This window comes from Paraburkholderia xenovorans, assembly GCF_046030735.1.
Classification (GTDB): domain Bacteria; phylum Pseudomonadota; class Gammaproteobacteria; order Burkholderiales; family Burkholderiaceae; genus Paraburkholderia; species Paraburkholderia xenovorans_A.
On sequence record NZ_JAQQBV010000002.1, the window covers coordinates 219737 to 242147 of the forward strand.

The following is a 22411-nucleotide window of genomic DNA, read 5'->3' on the forward strand; positions in this document are numbered from 1 at the left end:
CCGCTCAACTCCGCGGATACAAGCCCAACGTGCTCGCATGCAGGCGCGCGAGACCGAGCAGCGCGTCCGTATACGGCGTCCGCACATCGGTCAGTTGCCCGAGTTCGCGCACCGCGGCCACCAGCGCATCGAGCTCGACCGCCTTGCCCGCCTGCACGTCCTGCAGCATCGACGTTTTCATCGCGCCGAGCGTCAGCGTGATCTTGTGACGATCTTCCGGCTGCTGCGGAATCGGAATCCCGAAGCGCGCGCCGATTTCCTTCGCCTCCAGCATCACGCTCGTCACGAAATTGCGCACCAGCTCGTCGCTGAGAATCCGATCCGTGGTGGCGCCGGTGATCGCGCTGATCGGGTTCATCGTCATGTTGCCCCACAGCTTGAACCACACGTCGCGCTGAATCTGCGCCGACATCGTCGCGTTGAAGCCCGCCGCGACCAACGTTGCCGTCAGCGCGTCGACACGCTCGCTCGGCCGCCCCGACGCTTCGCCGAGAATCCACCCATTGCCCTGATGATGTTTGATCACGCCGGGCGACTCGACCAGACAACTGGTGTGGACGACACAGCCCACCGTCTGCGCGCCAGGAATCGCCGCGGCAATCGCACCATCGGGATCGATCGACTTGAGCCGCTGGCCGGCGAAGTCGCTGCCGAGTCCGTCGCAGAACCACCACGGCACGCCGTTCATCGCGGTCAGCACGATCGTCTGCGTGTTCAATAGCGGTGCGATTTGCGCGGCGACGGACGCCATTGCGGGCCCCTTGACCGCCACCACGACGAGATCCTGCGCGCCGAGTTCGGCCGGCTGTTCACTCGCATTGACCTCGACGGTATGCGTGATGCCGCCTTCGATCAGGCGCAGCCCCTGTTCCCGCACTGCGGCGAGCGTCGCGCCACGTGCCACCACGCTCACGTCGTGGCCGGCCTGCGCGAGCTTCACGCCCATCCAGCCGCCGATCGCGCCCGCACCGTAGATACTTACTTTCATCGATTCAATCCTCAGATCAGTCTTTATAGCCAGCGTCGATGCGATCGATTCGCCGCACCAATGCATCGAACACGTCCTGCCCTGCGCCATGACGCGGATCGAACTGCAACGCGTCGCGTGAGCAGCGGATCGCCACGTCTTCCGGCACAGGCCGCGCGCGCCCCATCGAGAACGTCGCCATCTGGATCTCGCACGCGCGGTTGAGCGTCCACAGCACCGCGAAAGTTTGCGGCAACGTGTGACCCCAGGCAAGCAGGCCATGATTGCGCAGGATCACCGCCTGGCGATCGCCGATATGGTCGAGCAGACGCGGCCCCTCTTCCGCATGGACGGTGATCCCTTCGAAGTCGTGATACGCGACACGGTCGTGCAATTGCGCGCTGTAAAAGTTGGTCTGCTCCAGACCGTTCTCGAGACACGCCACCGCGACGCCCGCGGTGGTGTGCGTGTGCATCACGCAATGCGCGTCGGGCAAGCCCTCGTGAATCGCGGCATGCACGACGAACCCCGCCGGATTCACCGGATACGGCGAGTGATCCAGCACCCGCCCTTGCCCGTCGATCTTGACGAGGTTGCTCGCAGTCACTTCGCTGTAGTGCAAGCCGAACGGATTGATCAGGAAGTGACGCTCGCCACCGCTCACGCTTGCCGGCACGCGCAGCGTGATGTGGTTATAGATCATCTCGGTCCAGCCGAGCATGTCGAAGATGCGATAGCAGGCGGCCAGTTGCACGCGCGCCTGCCATTCGTCCGGATGCATCGCCGTCTGCTTCGGCTGGCTTGCAGCGGGCATGTCGAGGGTCGTCATCGAAGTCTCCATGGTTATTGTGCGGTTGCAGATGCAACGATCTCTACGCGACCACCGCCGCAATCGACGAAGCCACATAAGCCGCGTTGCGCGCATTCAATCCGGCGACGCACATGCGGCCCGAGCGCAGTACATACACCGCGTATTCGCTGCGCAGGCGCTCGACCTGTGCCTCGCTCAAACCGGTGTACGTGAACATGCCGCGCTGCGCGGTATAACGCGCGCGCATCACTTCATCGACACGGCCCGCGAGTCCATCGTGAATCGTGTGACGCATCGCCAGAATCCGCTCGCGCATCGCGCCGAGTTCGGCTTCCCACGACGCGCGCAACGTTGCATCGGCAAGCACGTTCGCCACGAGACGCGCGCCATGCGTCGGCGGATTGCTGTAATTCGAGCGTACCGCGGACATCAACTGGCCCAGCACGCGGCCGGCCTCTTCCGCACTTTTGCACACCACGCTCAACGCGCCGACCCGTTCGCCGTACAGCGAGAAATTCTTCGAGAACGAATTGGCGGCGATCAGCGGCACGCCGGCATCGGCGAGCAGACGGATGCACGCGGCATCTTCTTCGAGGCCCGCGCCGAAACCCTGATATGCCATGTCGACAAACGCAATCAGCTTGCGGCGCTGCAATACCGGCACCAGCTCCGCCCATTGCGCCGGGCTCAGATCGACGCCGGTCGGGTTGTGGCAGCATGCGTGCAGCAACACGACGCTCTGTTCGGGCAAACGGCCGATCGCTTCCAGCATGTCGGCGAACCGCAAGCCGCCGGTGCGTTCGTCGTAATACGGATAGGTGTTGACCGTGAGCCCGGCGTTTTCGAATACCACGCGATGGTTTTCCCAACTCGGATCGCTGATCCAGATCTGCGAGCCCGGGAAGTAGCGCTTCAGAAAATCGGCGCCGACCTTCAGTGCGCCCGATCCGCCGACGGTCTGCAAGGTCGCGATCCGGCCCGCGGCACGCGCTGCATGATCGGCGCCGAACACGAGCGCCTGAGCGGCGTCGCGATACGCGGGCAAGCCGGCCATCGGCAGATACGAGCGCGGTCCGATCGATTCCAGCAGCGCGGTTTCGGCACGACGCACCGCGTCGATTACCGGCAGTTTGCCGGCGTCGTCGAAATAGATGCCGATGCTCAGATTGACCTTGTTGGGACGCGGGTCGAGCTGGAAATCCTCGTTGAGACTCAGGATCGGATCGCCGGGATAGGCGGGAATATGGTCGAACATGGCAAGTCCTCGAGTGTGGCCGGGAGGCCGGTCAGGCAAGATGAAAAGTGTTCACGCACCGGCTGGGATGCGTCGATGGCGGCCAGTTTCCATCAAGCACGCGCCACACACAATCAATCAATTTTCTACGATTCGTAAGTTTTTCTTTAGAATCGACGGATGCCACTTACCCGCGTCACTATCCGTCAGTTCGAAGCGTTTCTCGCCATCGTCGATTTGCACAGCATCGGCGCGGCGGCGGAGCGGCTCGGGCTGACTTCGTCGGCGGTCAGTCAGTTGCTGGCCGAACTGGAAGCCGAACTCGGCTTTCGCCTGTTCGACCGCACTACGCGGCGTGTCGATCTGTCGAGCGCGGGGCAGGATTTTCTGTCCTCGGCCGAATCCGTGCTGCGCCATGTGCGCGCCGCCGCCCAATCCGCCGACGACATCCGCAATCGCGCCGCCGGCATCGTGCGAGTGGGCGCGCCGCTCGTACTCGCGGCAACCGCGCTGCCGGCCGCCATCGCCGAATACGCACGCGACAAACCCAAGGTGGTCGTGCGGATTTTCGACACCGTGGTCGAACAACTGGTGGAACGCGTGGAAAGCGGCGACATCGATCTGGCAATCGGCCCCGATCGCCAAAGCGGCACGCGCGTGCGCTGCGATCCGGCGTTCGTCAGCCCGTGGGTCATGTGGTGCGCGCCCACGCATCCGCTGAGTTCGCGGCGGCGCGTGCAGTGGCAGCATCTGCGCGACGTGCCGATCGTCGCCACCGGGCGCGATCACGAGCGCGCGGTCGAGCAGATGCTGGCGAATCTGCCGGCCGAAGCGCGCATCATCCCGGTAGACGTGGTGGACAACGTGACGACCGCGTTCGGGCTGGCGTCCCAAGGGCTCGCCGTCACGCTCGCGCCGTCCTACGTCGCACCGCTCGCGCGCACTTTCGGGCTGGTGATGAAACGGATCGTCGATCCGGAAACGATCCGCGAAGTCTGTGTTTACCGCTCGACCGAGCGCGCGTTGTCGCCGCCGGCCGACGGCTTCGCTGATTTCATCATGCCGTGGTTGAAACGCTGGGACCGCGACACGCAAGCGGAAGGACGGGCGAAGCGCCGCTGATGCCCCGCCCGCTTCGGTTCAAGCAGGATCGCGCTGCAAACACAACGCGAACAACTGCCGCTGACTGGAAATCCCGATCCTTGCATAAGCGCGTTTCTGATAAGTCACGACGCTGGTCGGTTTGACGCCCATTTGCTCCGCGATCTCGGCGGCGCTCGCGCCTTCGAGCGTGCCGCGCAGCACGTCGAGCTCGCGACGCGTCAGCGCAGGGCAAATACGCCTGACGCGCGCCAGCATCGCCGCCGCGCTGCCCTGCTGGTGCTGTCCGTTGAGTGCGTAATGGCCTCGCGCCGCATGCGCGAACAGATGCGCGACGCTTTCCACCTGTTCGAGCTCGGCCGACTGGAACATGCCGTAGGCGCTATCGCGATACAGGTTGATCGACAGCCATACGTTCGCCATCGGTTGCAGGAGCAACGATAGCCGGTCCGACACATTGGGTTGCGCATAACAGGCCGCCCGATACGCGTCGTTTTCGATCTCGCTGCTTTGTTGCCGATGCAGCACCAGCGCGCCGGGCGCGTGCCGGGACTGCCGCGCGGCGCGGGCGCCGATGATCGCGCGATTGCCGTCGAGCGCATAGAAATGCGTCGCATAGTGATCGGCGACGTCGCGCAGAAACCGTCCGCCGCGATGGTCGGCCACTGAAACGGTGCGCGGCCGTGCGTCGAATTCATACGCGAAGATGGTGCACTGCGAAACCGGCAGCGCGTCGCCGACGGTCTTCAGAATGCTCGCGGCGAGCCGATCCGGATCGGCATGCGCGATCGACATCACGAGATCGGTCGCGCGTGAAGTGCTGATCTGACCGCTTCGCGACGCGGAAGGGATAGGCCAGGAACGCATGATGGAATCCGGCTGCGGTACGTGGAATGGGTGGCGACAAGCGTAGCACAGCGCATTTTGAAGGCCGCTTTTGCGGCGCGAACAACGCGAGCGCAGCTCGCCTGCAGTTTTCCCAGCTCACCGCCTGGTAAACGATCCGCGCGCCAGCGTCACCATTCTCGGCAGTTCGATCGTGAATACCGTGCCCACGGCTTCTTCCGAGTTGACGCTCACATTGCCGCCGTGCATTCGCGCGATTTCCTGCACGATATGCAGGCCCAAACCGAGGCCTTCGCGCGATCTGCCGCCGCTGTTGTTCGGACCGAACGCCTTGAACAGATGCGGAAAAACTTCGGCCGGAATGGTGCCGCGATTGGCGACCTTCAGGCGAACCGACTCCACCGCCGAGCCGTCCACCTCGACGCCGATATCGCCGCCGGGCGCGCCGTGATGCAGCGCATTGCTCACCAGGTTCGACACCGCTTGCCACACCAGATCCGTGTCCCACGCACCTGCCGTATCGCCGTGGCTCGCGAACACGATCCGCTTGCCGTTCTCGCGCGACGCGAACTCGTCGATCACCGATTTGCACAAGGTCGCGAGTTCGATCGAGCGCGGTTGCAACGGCAAACGCCCACCCTGCAAGCGCGCGAGATTCAGTAACTGATCGACCATGCGCGCCATCCGCAGCGAGCTGTTTTTCACCCGCGTGGCAACGGTCACCGATTGTTCGTCCGCGGCGGTACGCATCAGATATTCCGCCGACGCCAGCACTGCGCCAAGCGGCGTGCGCAGATCGTGACTCAGCACCGCCATCAGCATTTCGTTGGCTTCGAGCATTTGCCGCGTGGTCACCAGTTGCGCCGCGAGCTGGCGCTTCTGCTGCTCCAGTTGCACGAATACGTCGACTTTCGATTGCAGAATCCGCGGGTCGAATGGCTTGTAAAGAAAATCGACGGCGCCGGCCTCATAGCCGCGAAACGTGCGCGACGCGTCCTGCGCGGTGGCGGTCAGAAAGATGATCGGCACATGCGACGTGCGCGGGCTGCCGCGCATCAGCGCGGCCAGCTCGAAGCCGTTCATGCCCGGCATATTGACGTCGAGAATCGCCAGCGCCACTTCATGCTTGAGCAACAGGTCGAGCGCCGCCGTCCCCGAATCCGCGACCAGCACGTTCAGATCGGGTCGCGACAGCAAGGCCTGCAGCGCAGTGATGTTGTGGACGATGTCGTCGACGATCAGAATGTTCACGGGTGAGTTCGTCATGGCATCGGATCAGAAAAGGGCCGGCAATGCTGCAAGCCGCCTGGCCATGGTTTCGGGAGAGTAAATACAATCGGCCGCGTCGCGTTCGATCGCGGCGCGCGGCATTTCGGGGGAGCTCGCGGTGTCCGGCGTTTGCACCCAGGTCGTGCCGCCAAGCGCGCGCACACGCAGCAGACCTTGCGCGCCGTCGTCGTTCGCGCCGGATAGCAGAATCCCCAGCAGACGCTCGCGATAAACATCGGCGGCCGACTCGAACAGGACGTCGATCGAGGGCCGCGAAAAACGCACGGCGGCATCTGTCGACAGCGCGACGGTGCGGTCGCTTTCCACCAGCATGTGATAGCCGGGCGGCGCAACATGCACGCGCCCGGCCACGATCTGCTCGCCTGCGTCGGGTTCCAGCACGGGCAACACACAGCGATGCGTGAAGGCCTGCACCAGATAGCTCGGCGGGTCCGGCGGCAGATGCGAAACGATCATCACGGCCGGCGCGAAATTCGCGGGCAGTGCGCCGAGCAACACGTTCAGCGCTTCGATGCCGCCCGCCGACCCGCCGATCACCACGAGCTCGTAGCCGCGCGCCTCTGCGGCGCCGGGTTTGGCGGCAGCAGAGGATCGGCCAGATGAGCGGTCAGTTGAGCGAGACATGACGATGGCTCTAGCGCTTCTGATAAATGCGTTCGCCCGGACGGAACTCGTCGAACGCTTCGTAGTGACGCGAAAAACGCAAACTTTCCTTGCTGCCGAGGCCGAGAAAACCACGCCGCACCAGCGCGTTTTCGAACAGCCCGAGCGCGCGATCCTGCAAGCCGCGGTCGAAATAGATCAGGACGTTGCGGCACGACACCAGATGCGCTTCGAGAAATACTTCGTCGGTGGAGAGGCTGTGGTCTGCGAACACCACGCGATCTTTCAGCGAGCCGGAAAACCGCGCACCGCCATAAGCCGCGTGATAGTAGTCCGACAACGAACCTTTGCCGCCGGCCGCCAGGTAGTTCTGCGTGAAGCCCTGAATCCGTTCGAGCGCGTAGATGCCCGACTCGGCGCGCGCCAATGCGTCCGGATTGATATCGGTCGCGTAGAACAGCGTGCGTTCGGTCAGCCCTTCTTCTTCGAACAGGATTTTCAGCGACCATAATTCTTCGCCGGTACTGCAACCCGCCACCCAGACCTTGATCGACGGATACGTGCGCAAACGCGGCAATACATGTTCGCGCAGCGCGAGAAAATACGCGGGGTCGCGAAACATGTCGCTGACCTGCACGGTCAGGTACTGGAACAGCCGCGAAAATTCGTCGCCGCTGCGCATGATGCGGTCCTGCAACTGCGACAGCGTCTTGAGTCCGAATTCCTCCAGCGCCTGCGACAAGCGGCGCCGCAGCGACGACATCGCATAGTGCCGGAAGTCGTGCTGATACTTGAGGTAAATCGCCTCCAGCAGCAATTTCAACTCGATATCGAAATCGCCGATGCGTTGCGGCGCGTCAAATTCGGACTGGCTCATCGTATCCCTGTTTCCGGCTAGCGCTGCCGCAACCACACGCGGCACAACGCCACCAGCTTATCCACATCGATCGGCTTGGACACGTAATCGTCCGCGCCGGCCTCGAGGCAGCGGGTACGGTCGTTCGCCATCGCCTTCGCGGTCAACGCGATGATCGGCAGATGCGCAAAGCGCGGATTGCGGCGAATCTCGCCCATCGCGGTCAAACCATCCATCTCCGGCATCATGATATCCATCAGGATCAGATGCACTTCCGGGCCGCTTTCGAGCGCGTCGAGCGCTTCGCGTCCGTTGCGCGCGATCTGTAGTTTCGCACCGAGCGGCTCCAGCACGTGCGACAGCGCGAAGATATTGCGGACATCGTCTTCGGCCAGCAGGATCGTGCGGCCCTCGAACGCATTGTCGCGCTGCCGCACCGTGCGCAACATCCGTTGCTGCTCCGGCGCGAGCGACGATTCCACGCTATGCAGGAACAGCGTCACTTCGTCGAGCAGACGTTCAGGCGACTTCGCGCCCTTGATGATGATCGATTTCGAATAGCGGCGCAGGCGGTGTTCTTCTTCGTCGGACAGCATGCGGCCCGTGTAGACGATCACCGGCAGCGCGGCATGCGCGGTATTCGCGGCGAGCCGTTCGAGCAGGTCGTAGCCGGTGCCGTCAGGCAATGCGAGGTCGGTCACGACGCAGTCGAACGTGATCTTCGACAGATAGTCGAGCGCCTCCGCCAACGTTGCGACTGCAACGATCTCGGTGTTCTCGCTTTGCAGCAGTGCGCGAATGCTTTCGCGCATCGGCGTGTCGTCCTCGATCACCAGCACGCGTTTCAGACGCTGTTGCAGACGTGCCTCGAGACGGCGAATCGCCGCTTCCATCGTGCTGCGCGCGGTCGGCTTCAGCGTATAGCCGATCGCGCCGAGGTGCAGCGCCTTGTCGGCGTGATCGGTAGCGGACACGATGTGAATCGGAATGTGGCGCGTGAGCGGATCGTTCTTCAGCCACTCCAGCACCGTCAAGCCGGAACGGTCCGGCAAACCGACGTCGAGCAGCACCGCGGCCGGACGCATGTCGCGCACCAGCGCGAGTCCTGTTGCCGCATCGGCCGCGTGCACGAAGTCGAAATCGAGTTCATGCGTGAGATCGCGCAGGATGGCGGCGAACGCGAGATCGTCCTCCACCGCGACGATCAGCCGGCCGGCCCGCGTGCGATTGTCGCGATCGTCGGCAATCGGTCCACTCGATGCTTCGGGTGCGTTACCGACGGACAACCCGTTGGCCGCCGTGATGACCGCGGGCGGAGAGCCTGCACGCGATGTGCGGATCAGCAGCGGCTCGGTGGCCGGCTCCACCGCCGGTTCCGCCGTCCGCTCCGTCTGGACGAAGACAGGCGGCGTCGCACGTGCAGCCTCATTGGCCAGCGCGGCCGCCTCGCCGTCGAGCGGCAGCCACAGCGTAAACACGCTGCCCTTGCCCACTTCGCTCGCCACGGTGATGCGCCCGCCAAGCAAACGCGAAAACTCGCGCGAGATCGACAGGCCCAGGCCGCTGCCGCCGTATTGACGGCTGGTGGAACCGTCGGCCTGCTGGAACGCTTCGAAGATCATGTCCAGCTTGTCCACCGCGATGCCGATGCCGGAATCGCGCACGTCGATGCGCAGCATGCCGTCTTCAGCCGGCGCGACCGTCAGCGACACCTCGCCGTGTTCGGTGAACTTCACCGCATTGGACAGCAGATTGCGCAGGATCTGCGTGACGCGCTGGCCGTCGGTGACGAACGTATCCGGCGTGCCCGGCTGACGATCGAACGAGAGCTGCAAATGCTTCGTCTGCGCCAACGGTCTGAACATTTCCTGCAACGCCTGCAGCGTTGCATCGATCGATACGGTTTCGAGTTCGACGGTGAGCTGCCCCGCTTCCACCTTCGACAGATCGAGAATGTCGTTGATCAGCACCAGCAGATCGCTATTGGACGCGTGAATGGTTTCCGCGTAACGCACCTGCTCGTCGGTCAGATTACCGGTGCGGTTCTGCTGCAGCAGCTTCGCGAGAATCAGCGAACTGTTCAGTGGAGTGCGCAATTCGTGCGACATGTTCGCGAGGAATTCGGACTTGTAGCGGCTCGACTGTTCGAGGCGCGCCGCATTCGCAGCGAGATCGTCTTGTGCGCGCAACAGATCGGACTTCTGCCGTTCGAGACGCTGTGCGTATTCTTCGAGCTGCACGTTGGTCTGTTCGAGTTCGGCTTGCTGCGCTTCGAGGCGTGCCTGCGATTCCATCAGCGCGCGGCCGCGCTCTTCCAGCCCCTCGTTCGACACGCGCAATTCTTCCTGCTGCACCTGAAGCTCTTCGTTCAGTTGCTGCGTTTCGGCCAACGCATCCTGTAGACGCTCGCGATACAACGCCGCCTCGACGAAGTCGCCCATTGCGTTGCTGACCAGTTCGACGAACTCCTGATCGCGCGCCGCCAGGTCGCGGATAAAACCCAGTTCGATCACGCCGTTGACCTCGCCGTCGTTTTCGATCGGCATGATCAGCAGGTTCTTCGGCGCGCTCTTGCCGGTGGCCGACACCACCTTGATGTAGTTATCCGGTACGTCGTGCAACACGATCGTGCGGCGCGCAACGGCCGCCTGGCCAATCAGCGTTTCCGCATCCTCGAAATTGCGCGCGGCGGCCTGTTCGCTTTCGCGGCTGAAACCGTACGTGGCGATGCGGCGCAACGTGCCGTGACGTTTGTCGCGCACGTATAGCGCGGCGACGGCGGCGTCGAGATATTGCGCGAGAAAATCCAGCATCGCGCGGCCGAGCAGTTCCGGTGTCGCGCGCCCCACCACCTTCTCGGCCAAAAGACGCTGCCCCGAGCGCAACCATACTTGTTGCTGCAAGACCTCGGTCTGTTCCGTCTGATGGCGCAGTACGCCGTCATAAGTGGACGACAGGCCCAGCAATTCGCGGCGACCCATCCATGCGAGCAAACCGCTCACCGTCAGGCTGAACAGCAGGAACACGCCGACCAGCGTGGTGGTCACGCTGCGCGTCGCATCGCTGCGTTCCTGGCGCAAACGCAATTCCACGTCGAGAAAATCGTCGAATTCGCGGCGCATTTCCTCGAATTCAATTCTGCCGCCGCCGTTCGTCAGTGCGTTATCGAGAGGCAGATTCCTGCGGCGCGCGTCGATTGTCTGCTCAGCGAAATGAGTCCAGCGTTGCTGCACTGCCTCGATCTGCTTGAGTTTTTCCACCTGCGGCGGGTTGTCGGCAACCGATTGCTGCAACGCTTCGATCTGCGCCTTGAATTTCGGGCCGCCTGTTTCGTATGGCGCGAGCGAACTCTCGTCGCCAGTGATCAGAAAGCCGCGTGCCGACGATTGCCGGTCGACCGCGAGACGCAATAGTTCATTGGCCTGGCCGATCACGCGCTCGGAGTGTTCCGCCCAGTTCATCGTCGACACCAGATAGGCGATCAGCGCAACGAATACCGCCACGGTAACGAGGCCCATTGCAAGAGGCAATGCGATATTGCGGCGAATGATGTTGCGAAAACGGTTCTGATCGACGGCCTGGGATGCGGTCATTTTTTCTGTCTTCGGCGTGATATATCCGAATGATTCGGAATTATTTTCGGGTTTATAGCGAATCGTTTCCAGTCGCTATTCGACGGCCGTAATCATACAGGATGGGTTTCTTTTTTTGCCGCTTAAACGGCCTTTGTGCCTTGGCTGGACGGCTTGTCGGTCTATTGGACCTCGGCTTGCCACTCGTTGTCCACGCAACTTTTCGCATACACAGGTCAGCACGCGCTCGTCGACGACGAAGTGAAGCCGTAGCGCCGCGTTTTAGCCCGGATTAGAGGCACGAAATAAAGCTGGCCGGTGCGTGTTGAACCGGCCAGCTTTGTTCTTCGGTGTCGCGACTACTCAAACCGGCAAGCGCGCGATCACGCCGGCACCGTTTCCGCTTGCGCCGCGCGTGCCCACACGCGATGCTGTTCGGCGGCCTTGATGAACGCCTTCAACACATCGGCCGACTGCTTGTCCTCACCGGTCACCACGCCCTCTGCATTGCCGGGAAGATGCGCCGCCGTCAGCACGTCACGTCCTGCGCCGATCGCCGCAATCGCCTTCAGATGCTTGAACGCCTCGAGCACGAAATGCCGTGCGTCACCCGATTGCGCGAGCGTCTTCGCGCCGGCTTCACCACCCACCACGATCACCGCGTCGAACATGATCGACGGCAAGCCGGCAATCGTCGCGTCGGGCGCGATGCCGTCGATTGCTGCGAGCGTCGGCGCGATCAGCATCGGTGTTGCGCCTTCGCTTTTGAGCGACTGCTGAAGCTTGCCGATCGCCGCGCCATCCGAACCCGGCGCGGCCAGCAACGCGATTTTCTGCGTCTTGATGCCGGGTTTTACGCGGTTGAGCAGACTCAAAGCCGGCGAGTCCTTTGGGCCGACGAGTTTTGCGGCACCTTTTTTCGGTGCCGGCAAGCCGAGTCCTTCGGCGACCTTCGCGGCGAGTCCCGCATCGAAATTGGCGAGAATTTCGTTCACCGCGCGCGCGCGAATTTCCGGCCTGGTCACCTTGCCGAGTTCGAATTGATAAGCCGCGGCAATATGATCTTTCTCCGGCTCGGACATGCTGTTATAAAACAGCGCGGCCTGCGAAAAATGATCGGCAAACGACTCGCTTCTCACACGAATCTTGGTGCCGTCCACGCGTTCCTGATAACTTTCGAAGCCGCCGTCGGCAGGCGCGGGATCGCTTTCTTTCGGCCAGCCACCGCTCACCGAATTCGGTTCATACGACGCCTGTCCGACATTGATCGCCTGACGATGCATCGCATCGCGCTGGTTATTGTTGAACGGCACCACGGGCCGGTTGATCGGAATCTCATGAAAGTTCGGGCCGCCAAGGCGGCTGATCTGCGTATCCGTGTAGGAGAACAAACGCCCTTGCAATAGCGGGTCGTTCGAAAAGTCGATGCCGGGCACCACATGCCCCGGATGAAACGCCACCTGTTCCGTTTCGGCGAAGAAGTTATCCGGATTGCGATTGAGCGTCATCTTGCCGACGATCTTCACCGGTACCTGTTCTTCCGGAATCAGTTTCGTCGGATCGAGCAGATCGAAATCGAACTTGTGTTCGTCCTCTTCCTCGACGATCTGTATGCCGAGTTCGAACTCCGGAAAGTCGCCGCGCTCGATCGCTTCCCACAGATCGCGCCGATGAAAATCCGGGTCCTTGCCCGCGAGTTTCTGCGCTTCGTCCCATAGCAACGAATACGAGCCGAGCACTGGCCGCCAGTGAAATTTGACGAAACGTCCTTTGCCCTCTGCATTGACGAAACGGAACGTATGAATGCCGAAGCCTTCCATCGTGCGCAGACTGCGCGGAATCGCGCGATCCGACATCGTCCACAACACCATATGCGCGGACTCCGGCACGAGCGACACGAAGTCCCAGAACGTGTCGTGCGCCGAACCGCCGGTGGGCATTTCGTTCGGCGCTTCCGGCTTGACTGCATGCACGAAGTCCGGGAACTTGATCGCATCCTGAATGAAGAACACCGGCATGTTGTTGCCGACCAGATCGTAATTACCTTCCTGCGTGTAGAACTTCACCGCGAAGCCGCGCACGTCGCGCACGGTATCGGCCGAACCGCGCGGACCTTGCACGGTGGAGAAGCGCACGTAGACCGGCGTCTGCACATTCGGGTCCTGCAAGAATGCGGCTTTGGTGTACTCGCCGAGCGATTCGTAAACCTGGAACACGCCGTGTGCCGCCGAACCGCGCGCATGCACGATCCGTTCGGGAATGCGTTCGTGGTCGAAGTGCGTGATCTTCTCGCGCATGATGAAGTCTTCGAGCAACGAAGGGCCGCGCGGACCCGCGCGCAAGGTGTTCTGATTGTCGGCGATCTTCACGCCCTGATTGGTTCGCAGCGCCTGACCTTCGGGGCTGACCCGGAACTGCTCGAGATCCTTCGATTTAGGATCGTTCGCCTGTGCCGGCCTGGCCGCCGGCTTCTGCGTGCTGTTCTTACCTGCCATGGGGATCCACTCCTTGAATTCTGGCGCGCCGGTTGAATCCGGTCGAACGCAATACAAGGAGGGAGCAAGCGATATACCCGCAGATCTCCTGCGAGTACATCGCGGCAGAGCATTCAGAATCGGTAGTTGATGGAAATATCCGCGACGCCATTGGCCTTGCGATGCGTAATCGGACTATTGCCGGCACTGCCGACCAGTTGTTCGAACGCGCCGTCCGCAGTCGCAAACCAGTGCTTGTTGAACAACCATACCGCGCTGATACCGAAGCCCACCGATTTGACGCCGGCGCTCGCGTGGTATCGCGAATAGCCCGAGCTCGCCGACTGACTTTGATTCACGCCGTACCAGCTATTCATATACGTGGAATCGGCCAGACTTACGTTCGGCCCCGCGAACCAGAAGAACTTTTTGGTGCTGCCGGGCATGGGCATATACGCGCCGAAATCGCCGATCCATCCATTCGAGCCGCCGAAATAGCGCCTGACGTCCGCGCGCAATACGAGCGGAAAGTCCTTCGACACGACGTATTCGCCGGACAATTTGACGCCCGGCGCCGCATTGATATTGCCGAGACCGTTCAACTCCTGCGGGTCGTCGTGCGCACGGCGGCCAAGATCGTAGACCGCGGCAAGACTCGCGCGCCAGTTCTGTCCCTGAGCGAAGTTGACGCCGAAGCCTTCGCCGCTGGAGAGGAAGAACAGGTCCTTGTAGCGCACGTCGATACTTGGCCCGGCCATGATGTGATAGCGGTCCGAGCCTTCATAGCGCGGCTGGAACGAAGCAGCCGCCCCGAAGCGCACCTGCCAGTCCGGAATGTCCGGCTGCCACATCTTTTGCAGCGGAATGCCGACGGAGTACTGCCATTCGCCCAGTGGCGACGGCGTTTGTGCCGAGGCTGAGCCCGGCAGACCGGCGAGAGCGCCTAAAGTCGCGGCCATCAGAGACGTAGCCGCGATGCCTGTTTGTTTATTGCGGACCTGACTGGTCCACTTTCTACGGCTGTTCAACACCAGAAGCCTCCGTTTTCTCGCTTGTCGCGAAGGGTTATGTTTTTGCCGATCTCGCCACGGCGTCCGCTTCGGATCGTGCGGACTGTCGCTTTGCCACTTACGGCATGTAATTTTTTCAGCGGGCGCCAGTCTCTGCCCTGCAAACGCACTGCTTAAACGACATCCCTGCATGTAAAACCGGGCTTTCGTATGAGCAGATGCGTGCGAAAGAATTGCCGACGCAGCCACCTGTGCAAAATACGGGCCTAATCGCTGGAAGCCGGACTCGGATCGACGCGATCGGGATGACAAAGCTCGCGGCCCATGTCACCGGCTTACACCGGAAACCGCGTGGTCGACAAAATCTCTTTGAGCACCATGAACGAACGGATTTGCCGCACGCCTGGTAGATAGAGCAACTGCTCAGCATGCAGACGATTGAAACTGTCGCTGTCGCGTGTACGGATCGTCATGAAGTAGTCGAATTCGCCGGTCACCACGTGGCACTCCATGCACCCTGCCACTTTCTGCGCGGCTTTCTCGAACTCCGCGAACGACTCCGGCGTGGAGCGATCCAGCACCACGCCGATGATCACCAGCATGCCTGCGCCCGCCGCCTTCGGGTCGATCAACGCGACCACACCGCGGATCAACCCTGACTCCTTCAGGCGCTCCACACGCCGCAAACAGGCGGGCGCGCTCAGTTTCACTCTGGCCGCCAGCGCGACATTCGAAATGGACGCATCGGTTTGCAGTTGCCGGAGGATTGCACGGTCGATGCGATCGAGCGCGTGGAGCGATTCGGTCTTAACCGCGGCAACGGAACGAACTTTTGTTGCGTTCATGATTTCTCCTGCAATGTTTTATTAATTCGCTTCCAGCTATTTGGCTTTTAAAGTAAGTCGAACGGATTTTTTTCGCAAGCTCATTTCCGGCGCTTTTCCCTAAGCTTCAATGAACGCGAGCGATGCGGATGAGAATCCGCAAACAGCCTGCCGTTCGCGCCCGATCATTCACTGGAACTGGAGCTGCCATGAACCTGCAACGATTTCCCCGCTACCCGCTGACCTTCGGACCCACGCCGATCCAGCCGCTGAAACGACTGAGCGATCATCTTGGCGGCAAGGTGCATCTGTATGCGAAGCGCGAGGACTGCAATAGTGGCTTTGCGTTTGGCGGCAACAAGACGCGCAAGCTCGAATACCTGATTCCTGAGGCGCTTGCGCAGGGATGCGACACGCTGGTGTCGATTGGCGGGATCCAGTCGAACCAGACGCGTCAGGTGGCGGCTGTCGCCGCGCATCTGGGGATGAAATGCGTGCTGGTGCAGGAGAACTGGGTGAACTACTCAGACGCCGTGTACGACCGTGTCGGCAACATCCAGATGTCGCGCATTCTCGGCGCGGACGTGCGTCTCGTGGCGGACGGCTTCGACATAGGTTTTCGCAAGAGTTGGGAAGATGCGTTGGAGAGCGTGCGTGCCGCGGGCGGGAAGCCTTATGCGATTCCGGCGGGCTGCTCCGACCATCCGCTGGGCGGTTTGGGATTCGTGGGCTTTGCGGAGGAAGTGCGGCAACAGGAAGCCGAATTGGGTTTCAAGTTTGACTACATCGTGGTGTGCTCGGTGACCGGCAGCACGCAGGCGGGCATGGTGGTCGGCTTCGCTGCGGACGGCTGGGCCGAGCGGGTGATTGGCATCGATGCATCGGCAAAACCGGCTCAGACGCGCGAGCAGATCATCCGCATTGCAAAACAGACGGCGGACAAGGTGGACCTGGGCCACGACATCACAGCGAAGGACGTGGTGCTGGACGAACGCTACGGCGGCCCGGAGTATGGTTTGCCGAACGAAGGAACACTGGAGGCGATCCGGCTGTGCGCGCGCCTTGAGGGCGTATTGACGGATCCGGTATATGAGGGCAAATCGATGCACGGCATGATCGACAAGGTGAGAAACGGCGAATTCCCGTCGGGCTCGCGAGTGCTGTACGCGCACTTGGGCGGCGTCCCTGCGCTGAACGGATACAGCTTCATTTTCCGGAATGGATAGAAGAATCGACGAAGCGGCGCCAAAAAGAGGCGCCGCCAAGGCACCGTAGGCAAAAAAACTACCCCCCCATTTCCCCCCGCAAAAACTCAACAAAAGCACGAAGCGTGACAGAACTCTGCCGATGCTGCGGATAAACAGCATAAACACTAACAGCAGGAGGCAAAAACTGATCGAGTACAGAAACCAGTACCCCCTCCGTTAAACCGCGATCCACAATAAAATCAGGAAGACGAACAATACCAAGTCCAGCCACAGCGGCATCGCGAATAAGATCCCCATTATTAGCCCGCAAAGGCCCCCGGACTTCGACACTCCTCACCACCCCGTCAACAACAAATTCCCAACTCACAACCCCGCCATGCCCATACAACAAACAGGCATGCCGTTCCAGATCAGCGGGCACCTTAGGCGTCCCCCGCCGCCTCAAATACCCAGGACTACAACAAGCAACCATCTTCACATCGGCAAGCTTCTGCGCGATCAGCGTGGAATCCGCCAACGTACCGATCCGGATCGCCAGATCGAACCCCTCACCCACCACATCGACGACACGATCGCTCAATTCCATATCGAACCTCACATCGTGATGCTCGCGCAAGAACTTCGCCACCAGCGGCGACAAATGCGTCATCCCGAACGACATCGGCGCACTCACCCGCAATAAACCTCGCGGCCCCGCGCGCCGCAACGACATCGCCTGCTCGGCCTCTTCCACTTCGCCGAGAATGCGTCGCGCGCGCTCCTAGAACTCCTGCCCGAGTTCGGTCACGGCCAGCTTGCGCGTATTGCGGATTAGCAACTGCACGCCTAGCGCCTCTTCGAGCGCCATCACACGACGGCTGACGAACTGCTTCGACAACGACAGGCGGCTGGCCGCAGCGGTGAAATTCCGGGCGTCGACGGTGGCGACGAAGATCCGCATGTCATCGAGTTGCATTCTATTGTCCACCTATTGTTGACAGTCTTTCCGATATCGACACAATTATAGCCATCCAGATTGACCTAAACTGTCGTTCATGGATCGCGGACACACCGCTGCCCGGATCGCACAACCCCAAGGAGAACAAGATGCTTGAAATCAGACACGCCAACCAACGCGGTCGCGCAGAGCACGGCTGGCTTAGTTCGCGGCATACATTTTCGTTCGCGCATTACCACGACCCGAAGCAGAACGGCTTCTCCGACCTGCTCGTCATCAACGACGACCGTGTCGCGCCAGCACAAGGCTTCGGCAAGCACCCGCACCGCGACATGGAAATTTTCTCGTACGTGCTGGAAGGCGCGTTGGAACATAAGGACACGATGGGCACGGGCTCGGTGATCGTCCCCGGCGACATCCAGTTGATGAGTGCGGGAACCGGCGTCGCGCACAGCGAATACAACCATTCGAAGACCGACCCGGTGCACTTCATGCAGATCTGGATTGCGCCCGCGAAGAAAAGCACCGAGCCGCGCTACCAGCAACGCCATTTCGGTGCGGACGAGAAACGCGGCGCGCTGCGGCTCGTGTTGTCGCCGGACGGCGAGAACGGTTCGCTGGTCCTGCAACAGGATGCGCGGGTCTACGCCGGTCTGTTTAACGGTGAAGAAACGGCGCGGCTCGAACTGGCCGGCAATCGCTATGCGTATATTCAGGTGGCGCGCGGCAGCGTCACGGTGAACGGCGTGGAGCTTGGTGAAGGCGACGGCGCACGGGTTCGCGGCGAAGAGGCACTGACCTTCACGCAAGGCCATCACGCCGAAGTGCTAGTGTTCGATTTGCGTGATATTGAAACGTCGGAGTTGTGGGCCTGAGCGGCCTTCGTGACTAACCGGGCGCGCCGCGCCGATCGACCCAACGGCGTTCGCCGCGGAGTTCGGCGAGCGGCGCCCCTCCTACTTTGATGAGAAAAAACATGCGCTACAACCTGCTTGAAAACCAGAAGGACGGGGTCATTCTCGTCGCCCGTATCCTGCTGATGGTGCTGTTCGTGATGTTCGGCTGGTCCAAGCTGACGGGCTTCTCCGGCACCGTCGCCTATATGGCGACGACCGGCGCACCGGTTCCGGGCCTGTCGGCGGCGATTGCCGTGGTGATGGAGTTCGTGGTTGGCCTCGCGTTGCTGGTGGGTTTTTATACCCGGCCGCTTGCGCTGCTGCTCGCGCTTTATACGCTGGGCACCGCGATCATCGGCCATCACTACTGGAATATGACGGGCGAGATGCAGTACGCGAACATGATCAACTTCTACAAGAACATCAGCATCATGGGCGGCCTGCTGCTCCTCGTGGTGACCGGTGCCGGCAAATATTCGATCGACCGGCGTTGAGGCCGCACAGCACGCGCCAACACGTGCAATGACAAAAGCCGCCGACGCATTAGCGCCCGGCGGCTTTTTTCCTGCGTGAGGTGCATAACGTGAGCGACATTCTGCGCTAACCCGCAAACTGCGCCAACACGCGCTCGCGAATAGCCGGCCTGATGTTGGATTGCGCCATATTGCCCTGATAGTGCGCGACCACCCGCGGATTCATCACGCGAAACCAGAGCGGCGGCACATAGGCCAGCATGATCATCGTCGCGTAGCCGGACGGCAATTGCGGCGCGCCTTCGAAATGCCGCAGCGCCTGGAACGAGCGCGTCGGGTTGGCGTGATGATCGGCGTGACGCTGCAACTGATACAGAAACAGATTCGTCACGATGCGATTGCTGTTCCACGAGTGCTGCGGCTGGCAACGTTCGTAACGTCCGCTCGCGAGCTGCTTGCGGCCGAGGCCATAGTGCTCCAGATAGTTCACCACTTCGAGCAGCGACGCGCCGTACAATGCCTGAATCAGCAGAAACGGGATCACGATTCTGCCGAACACTGCAATCAACGCGCCCCAGAGCACCGCCGTCATCGCCCACGAATGCAGTACTTCATTGCGCAAGGTCCATGGCGATTTGCCGAGGCGCTCCAGCCGATGTTTTTCGAGGCGCCACGCCGAAGCCATACTGCCGATCACCGTGCGCGGCAAAAAAGCCCAGAACGATTCGCCGTAGCGGGCACTTGCAGGATCGTTCGGTGTCGCCACGCGCACATGATGTCCGCGATTGTGTTCGACGAAAAAATGCCCGTATGCGACGGGGGCTAGCGTGATCTTCGCGAGCCATCGCTCGAAGCGGTCGGTCTTGTGCCCAAGTTCGTGAGCGGTATTGATCGACACACCGGTCGCCGCGCCCAACGAAAGTGCGATGCCGACGTAGTCGTACCAGGTCAACACATGCGTGCTCACGATCCACACCGCGCCGAAGAACGACACGTATTCGATGAACGTCGCGAGATAGACGACCCGCCGGTAATAGCGCTCTTTTTCGAGCGTAGGCACGACCTCTTCGGGCGGATTGCTGGGATCGTCGCCGATCAGATAGTCGAGTACCGGAATGATGCCGAAGACGAAGATCGGCCCGAACCACCAGAAAATATGCCAGCCGGTCTGTAGCGCGAAATTCGCCGCATGCAGCGGCAACGTGATGGTGAGCGCGCCGAGCAGCCACAAATAGCGCTTGCCGTCGACCCATCGTGCGGGGGCCGCTTGCGATGTTGCCATTGTCTCCCTCCTTGTTTTATGTCGTCCGCCAGAGGCAGGCTGTGCGCCTCGCAGCCGGTACGCATGTCGGCAGGATCTTGCTCGACTTTCAGATTTATATGGCCTCGCGAGCGATATCGCCAAGGAATCGGCCTAGGTGCGAGACTCCAAACAGGAGCGCCGTGGAGACGGCCTATACGGACTCGTTAGCGCGGGTGAATGAAACGGGTGTTTGTGCGCCTGCTGCGACGCACTAATTGACACGCGCGCCGTACGGTCTGCACGCAAGGAAAAAAACAAAGCCCGCGTCGATGCGAGCGTTCGGTGAATAGCACCAAAAAAAGCGGCGACCCGAAGGCCGCCGTCCAATACTTTCCCAACCTACATCAAACTGCTGCTTCAGCTTCCACTTCGTTTGCAACTTCAACTTCTTCGCTATGGCGAATCAGGTGATCGAAAGCGGAGAGCGAAGCTTTCGCGCCTTCACCCACGGCGATCACGATCTGCTTGAACGGCACCGTGGTCACGTCGCCGGCGGCGAACACCCCCGGCACCGACGTCGCGCCGCGTGCATCGACAACGATCTCGCCATGCTTCGACAACTCGACCGTGCCCTTCAGCCATTCGGTGTTCGGCACGAGGCCGATCTGCACGAATACGCCTTCCAGTTCGACCGTTTTCGTTTCGCCCGAACGCAGATCCTTGTACACCAGACCGTTGACCTTCTTGCCGTCGCCGGTGATTTCCGTGGTCTGCGCCTGGGTGACGATCGTCACGTTGGCGAGGCTGCGCAGCTTGCGTTGCAGCACTTCGTCCGCACGCAGTTGCGCGCCGAATTCGAACAGCGTGACGTGGCTGACGATGCCGGCCAGATCGATCGCCGCCTCGACGCCCGAGTTGCCGCCGCCGATCACCGAGACGCGCTTGCCCTTGAACAACGGACCGTCGCAATGCGGGCAGTACGCGACGCCATGGTTGCGATACTCGCGCTCACCCGGCACGTTGATTTCGCGCCAGCGGGCACCGGTGGCCAGAATGATCGTCTTCGCCTTCAGCACTGCGCCGTTCGCGAGACGCACTTCGTTGATGCGGCCCGGAATCAGCGCTTCCGCACGCTGCACGTCCATGATGTCGACTTCATAAGTCTTCACGTGCTGTTCGAGCGCGGTGGCGAACTTCGGACCTTCAGTCTCCGTCACCGACACGAAGTTTTCGATCGCCAGCGTATCGAGCACCTGGCCGCCGAAGCGTTCCGCAACGACGCCCGTCACGATGCCCTTGCGCGCCGAGTAAATCGCCGCTGCCGCACCGGCAGGACCGCCGCCGACGATCAGCGTGTCGAACACCGGCTTCTTTTCCAGTTCCTTCGCGGCCCGTGCACCGGCATTGGTGTCGAGCTTCGCGAGGATTTCCTTCACACCGCTGCGGCCCTGGCCGAACACGTCGCCGTTCAGGAACATGGTCGGCACTGCCATGATCTGGCGCGCTTCGACTTCGTTCTGGAACAATGCGCCGTCGATCGCCACGTGGCGGATGCGCGGGTTGATCAGCGCCATCACGTTCAGTGCCTGGACCACTTCCGGGCAGTTCTGGCATGACAACGAAAAATACGTTTCAAATTGATAGTCGCCGTCGAGACTGCGGATCTGTTCGATCACCGCGTCGTCGAGTTTGACCGGATGGCCGCCGACCTGCAACAGCGCAAGGACGAGCGACGTGAATTCATGGCCCATCGGGATGCCGGCGAAACGGATGCCCGTTGCCTTGCCCGGCTCGCCGATCGAGAACGACGGCTTGCGTTCCGCGTCGCCACGGCGTTCGACCACGGACACACGCTCCGACAGCGTAGCGATATCGTTCAGCAATGCCAGCAGCTCTTGCGATTTCGCGCTGTCGTCGAGCGACGCGACGATCTCGATAGGCCTGCTAACCTTTTCGAGGTACGTTTTCAACTGGGTCTTGAGATTGGCGTCAAGCATGGCTATTCGATTTCCGTGACGAGGATATGGGGTCCCGGGCGCCGCACGCATCCGGATAGGACGCGCGCA

General features: G+C 61.4%; 17 protein-coding genes and 1 pseudogene. 4 read left to right on the plus strand and 14 right to left on the minus strand.

Features of this window, described 5'->3' with window-relative positions:
• Positions 1–4: 4 nt before the first annotated feature.
• From PQQ51_RS02710 to PQQ51_RS02720, 3 genes are read right to left on the minus strand one after another with little or no spacing between them, the layout of a single operon-like run.
• Positions 5–988, minus strand: a complete 984-nt coding sequence (locus PQQ51_RS02710) for a 2-dehydropantoate 2-reductase (RefSeq protein WP_408494583.1) — start codon at positions 986–988, stop codon at positions 5–7.
• Positions 989–1004: 16 nt separating this feature from the next.
• The gene (locus tag PQQ51_RS02715) at positions 1005–1796 is read right to left on the minus strand and encodes a class II aldolase/adducin family protein (protein ID WP_408494585.1); all 792 of its coding nucleotides are present in this window, start codon (positions 1794–1796) and stop codon (positions 1005–1007) included.
• A 43-nt stretch (positions 1797–1839) separates the two neighbouring features.
• Positions 1840–3033, minus strand: a complete 1194-nt coding sequence (locus tag PQQ51_RS02720) for an amino acid aminotransferase (protein ID WP_408494587.1) — start codon at positions 3031–3033, stop codon at positions 1840–1842.
• 159 nt (positions 3034–3192) lie between these two features.
• On the opposite strand from PQQ51_RS02720, the gene PQQ51_RS02725 reads away from it, so the two are divergent.
• Entirely contained in the window at positions 3193–4134 is a 942-nt protein-coding gene (locus PQQ51_RS02725; protein WP_408494589.1) for a LysR family transcriptional regulator, read from the plus strand.
• 18 nt (positions 4135–4152) lie between these two features.
• Here PQQ51_RS02725 and PQQ51_RS02730 read toward each other — a convergent pair whose 3' ends face one another.
• The 8 genes from PQQ51_RS02730 to PQQ51_RS02765 form a co-directional block, all read right to left on the minus strand.
• Positions 4153–4980 carry a helix-turn-helix transcriptional regulator gene (locus PQQ51_RS02730; protein ID WP_408494591.1) on the minus strand — a complete coding sequence of 276 codons (828 nt, stop codon included), beginning with the start codon at positions 4978–4980 and terminating at the stop codon, positions 4153–4155.
• 117 nt (positions 4981–5097) lie between these two features.
• Positions 5098–6225 (minus strand): hybrid sensor histidine kinase/response regulator, encoded by a 1128-nt coding sequence (locus PQQ51_RS02735; RefSeq protein ID WP_408494593.1) that lies wholly within the window; start codon positions 6223–6225, stop codon positions 5098–5100.
• A gap of 9 nt (positions 6226–6234) precedes the next feature.
• Positions 6235–6873: a chemotaxis protein CheB gene (locus PQQ51_RS02740; protein WP_408494595.1), complete on the minus strand. Its 639-nt coding sequence runs from the start codon at positions 6871–6873 to the stop codon at positions 6235–6237.
• Between the two features lie 10 nt (positions 6874–6883).
• On the minus strand, positions 6884–7729 hold the full coding sequence (locus PQQ51_RS02745) for a CheR family methyltransferase (RefSeq protein WP_408494597.1): 846 nt from the start codon (positions 7727–7729) through the stop codon (positions 6884–6886).
• 17 nt (positions 7730–7746) lie between these two features.
• On the minus strand, positions 7747–11301 hold the full coding sequence (locus tag PQQ51_RS02750) for a response regulator (protein WP_408494599.1): 3555 nt from the start codon (positions 11299–11301) through the stop codon (positions 7747–7749).
• 362 nt (positions 11302–11663) lie between these two features.
• The gene (gene katE / locus PQQ51_RS02755) at positions 11664–13775 is read right to left on the minus strand and encodes a catalase HPII (RefSeq protein WP_408494601.1); all 2112 of its coding nucleotides are present in this window, start codon (positions 13773–13775) and stop codon (positions 11664–11666) included.
• Positions 13776–13888: 113 nt separating this feature from the next.
• On the minus strand, positions 13889–14785 hold the full coding sequence (locus PQQ51_RS02760) for a MipA/OmpV family protein (protein ID WP_408494603.1): 897 nt from the start codon (positions 14783–14785) through the stop codon (positions 13889–13891).
• Positions 14786–15099: 314 nt separating this feature from the next.
• Complete coding sequence (locus PQQ51_RS02765) at positions 15100–15609, minus strand: Lrp/AsnC family transcriptional regulator (protein ID WP_408494605.1); 510 nt, start codon at positions 15607–15609, stop codon at positions 15100–15102.
• A 188-nt stretch (positions 15610–15797) separates the two neighbouring features.
• Here PQQ51_RS02765 and PQQ51_RS02770 point away from each other — a divergent pair, with 188 nt between their 5' ends.
• Entirely contained in the window at positions 15798–16814 is a 1017-nt protein-coding gene (locus PQQ51_RS02770) for a 1-aminocyclopropane-1-carboxylate deaminase (protein WP_408494608.1), read from the plus strand.
• A gap of 58 nt (positions 16815–16872) precedes the next feature.
• Here the strand turns inward: PQQ51_RS02770 and PQQ51_RS02775 are convergent.
• Positions 16873–17751: pseudogene (locus tag PQQ51_RS02775) on the minus strand (LysR family transcriptional regulator).
• A 131-nt stretch (positions 17752–17882) separates the two neighbouring features.
• Between PQQ51_RS02775 and PQQ51_RS02780 the strand changes: the two are divergent.
• Both PQQ51_RS02780 and PQQ51_RS02785 read left to right on the plus strand, forming a co-directional pair.
• The gene (locus PQQ51_RS02780) at positions 17883–18608 is read left to right on the plus strand and encodes a pirin family protein (RefSeq protein ID WP_408494610.1); all 726 of its coding nucleotides are present in this window, start codon (positions 17883–17885) and stop codon (positions 18606–18608) included.
• A gap of 101 nt (positions 18609–18709) precedes the next feature.
• On the plus strand, positions 18710–19123 hold the full coding sequence (locus PQQ51_RS02785) for a DoxX family protein (RefSeq protein ID WP_408494612.1): 414 nt from the start codon (positions 18710–18712) through the stop codon (positions 19121–19123).
• 106 nt (positions 19124–19229) lie between these two features.
• Here PQQ51_RS02785 and PQQ51_RS02790 read toward each other — a convergent pair whose 3' ends face one another.
• Positions 19230–20384 carry an alkane 1-monooxygenase gene (locus PQQ51_RS02790; protein WP_408494614.1) on the minus strand — a complete coding sequence of 385 codons (1155 nt, stop codon included), beginning with the start codon at positions 20382–20384 and terminating at the stop codon, positions 19230–19232.
• 365 nt (positions 20385–20749) lie between these two features.
• Complete coding sequence (gene ahpF, locus PQQ51_RS02795; RefSeq protein ID WP_408494616.1) at positions 20750–22342, minus strand: alkyl hydroperoxide reductase subunit F; 1593 nt, start codon at positions 22340–22342, stop codon at positions 20750–20752.
• Between the last annotated feature and the right edge of the window lie 69 nt (positions 22343–22411).

Excerpts from the sequence above, each read along its gene's own strand:
- PQQ51_RS02710 (WP_408494583.1), bottom strand. The coding sequence starts at position 988 with ATGAAAGTAAGTATCTACGGTGCGGGCGCGATCGGCGGCTGGATGGGC.
- PQQ51_RS02715 (WP_408494585.1), bottom strand. The coding sequence starts at position 1,796 with ATGACGACCCTCGACATGCCCGCTGCAAGCCAGCCGAAGCAGACGGCG.
- PQQ51_RS02720 (WP_408494587.1), bottom strand. The coding sequence starts at position 3,033 with ATGTTCGACCATATTCCCGCCTATCCCGGCGATCCGATCCTGAGTCTC.
- PQQ51_RS02725 (WP_408494589.1), top strand. The coding sequence starts at position 3,193 with ATGCCACTTACCCGCGTCACTATCCGTCAGTTCGAAGCGTTTCTCGCC.
- PQQ51_RS02730 (WP_408494591.1), bottom strand. The coding sequence starts at position 4,980 with ATGCGTTCCTGGCCTATCCCTTCCGCGTCGCGAAGCGGTCAGATCAGC.
- PQQ51_RS02735 (WP_408494593.1), bottom strand. The coding sequence starts at position 6,225 with ATGACGAACTCACCCGTGAACATTCTGATCGTCGACGACATCGTCCAC.
- PQQ51_RS02740 (WP_408494595.1), bottom strand. The coding sequence starts at position 6,873 with ATGTCTCGCTCAACTGACCGCTCATCTGGCCGATCCTCTGCTGCCGCC.
- PQQ51_RS02745 (WP_408494597.1), bottom strand. The coding sequence starts at position 7,729 with ATGAGCCAGTCCGAATTTGACGCGCCGCAACGCATCGGCGATTTCGAT.
- PQQ51_RS02750 (WP_408494599.1), bottom strand. The coding sequence starts at position 11,301 with ATGACCGCATCCCAGGCCGTCGATCAGAACCGTTTTCGCAACATCATT.
- katE (WP_408494601.1), bottom strand. The coding sequence starts at position 13,775 with ATGGCAGGTAAGAACAGCACGCAGAAGCCGGCGGCCAGGCCGGCACAG.
- PQQ51_RS02765 (WP_408494605.1), bottom strand. The coding sequence starts at position 15,609 with ATGAACGCAACAAAAGTTCGTTCCGTTGCCGCGGTTAAGACCGAATCG.
- PQQ51_RS02770 (WP_408494608.1), top strand. The coding sequence starts at position 15,798 with ATGAACCTGCAACGATTTCCCCGCTACCCGCTGACCTTCGGACCCACG.
- PQQ51_RS02780 (WP_408494610.1), top strand. The coding sequence starts at position 17,883 with ATGCTTGAAATCAGACACGCCAACCAACGCGGTCGCGCAGAGCACGGC.
- PQQ51_RS02785 (WP_408494612.1), top strand. The coding sequence starts at position 18,710 with ATGCGCTACAACCTGCTTGAAAACCAGAAGGACGGGGTCATTCTCGTC.
- PQQ51_RS02790 (WP_408494614.1), bottom strand. The coding sequence starts at position 20,384 with ATGGCAACATCGCAAGCGGCCCCCGCACGATGGGTCGACGGCAAGCGC.
- ahpF (WP_408494616.1), bottom strand. The coding sequence starts at position 22,342 with ATGCTTGACGCCAATCTCAAGACCCAGTTGAAAACGTACCTCGAAAAG.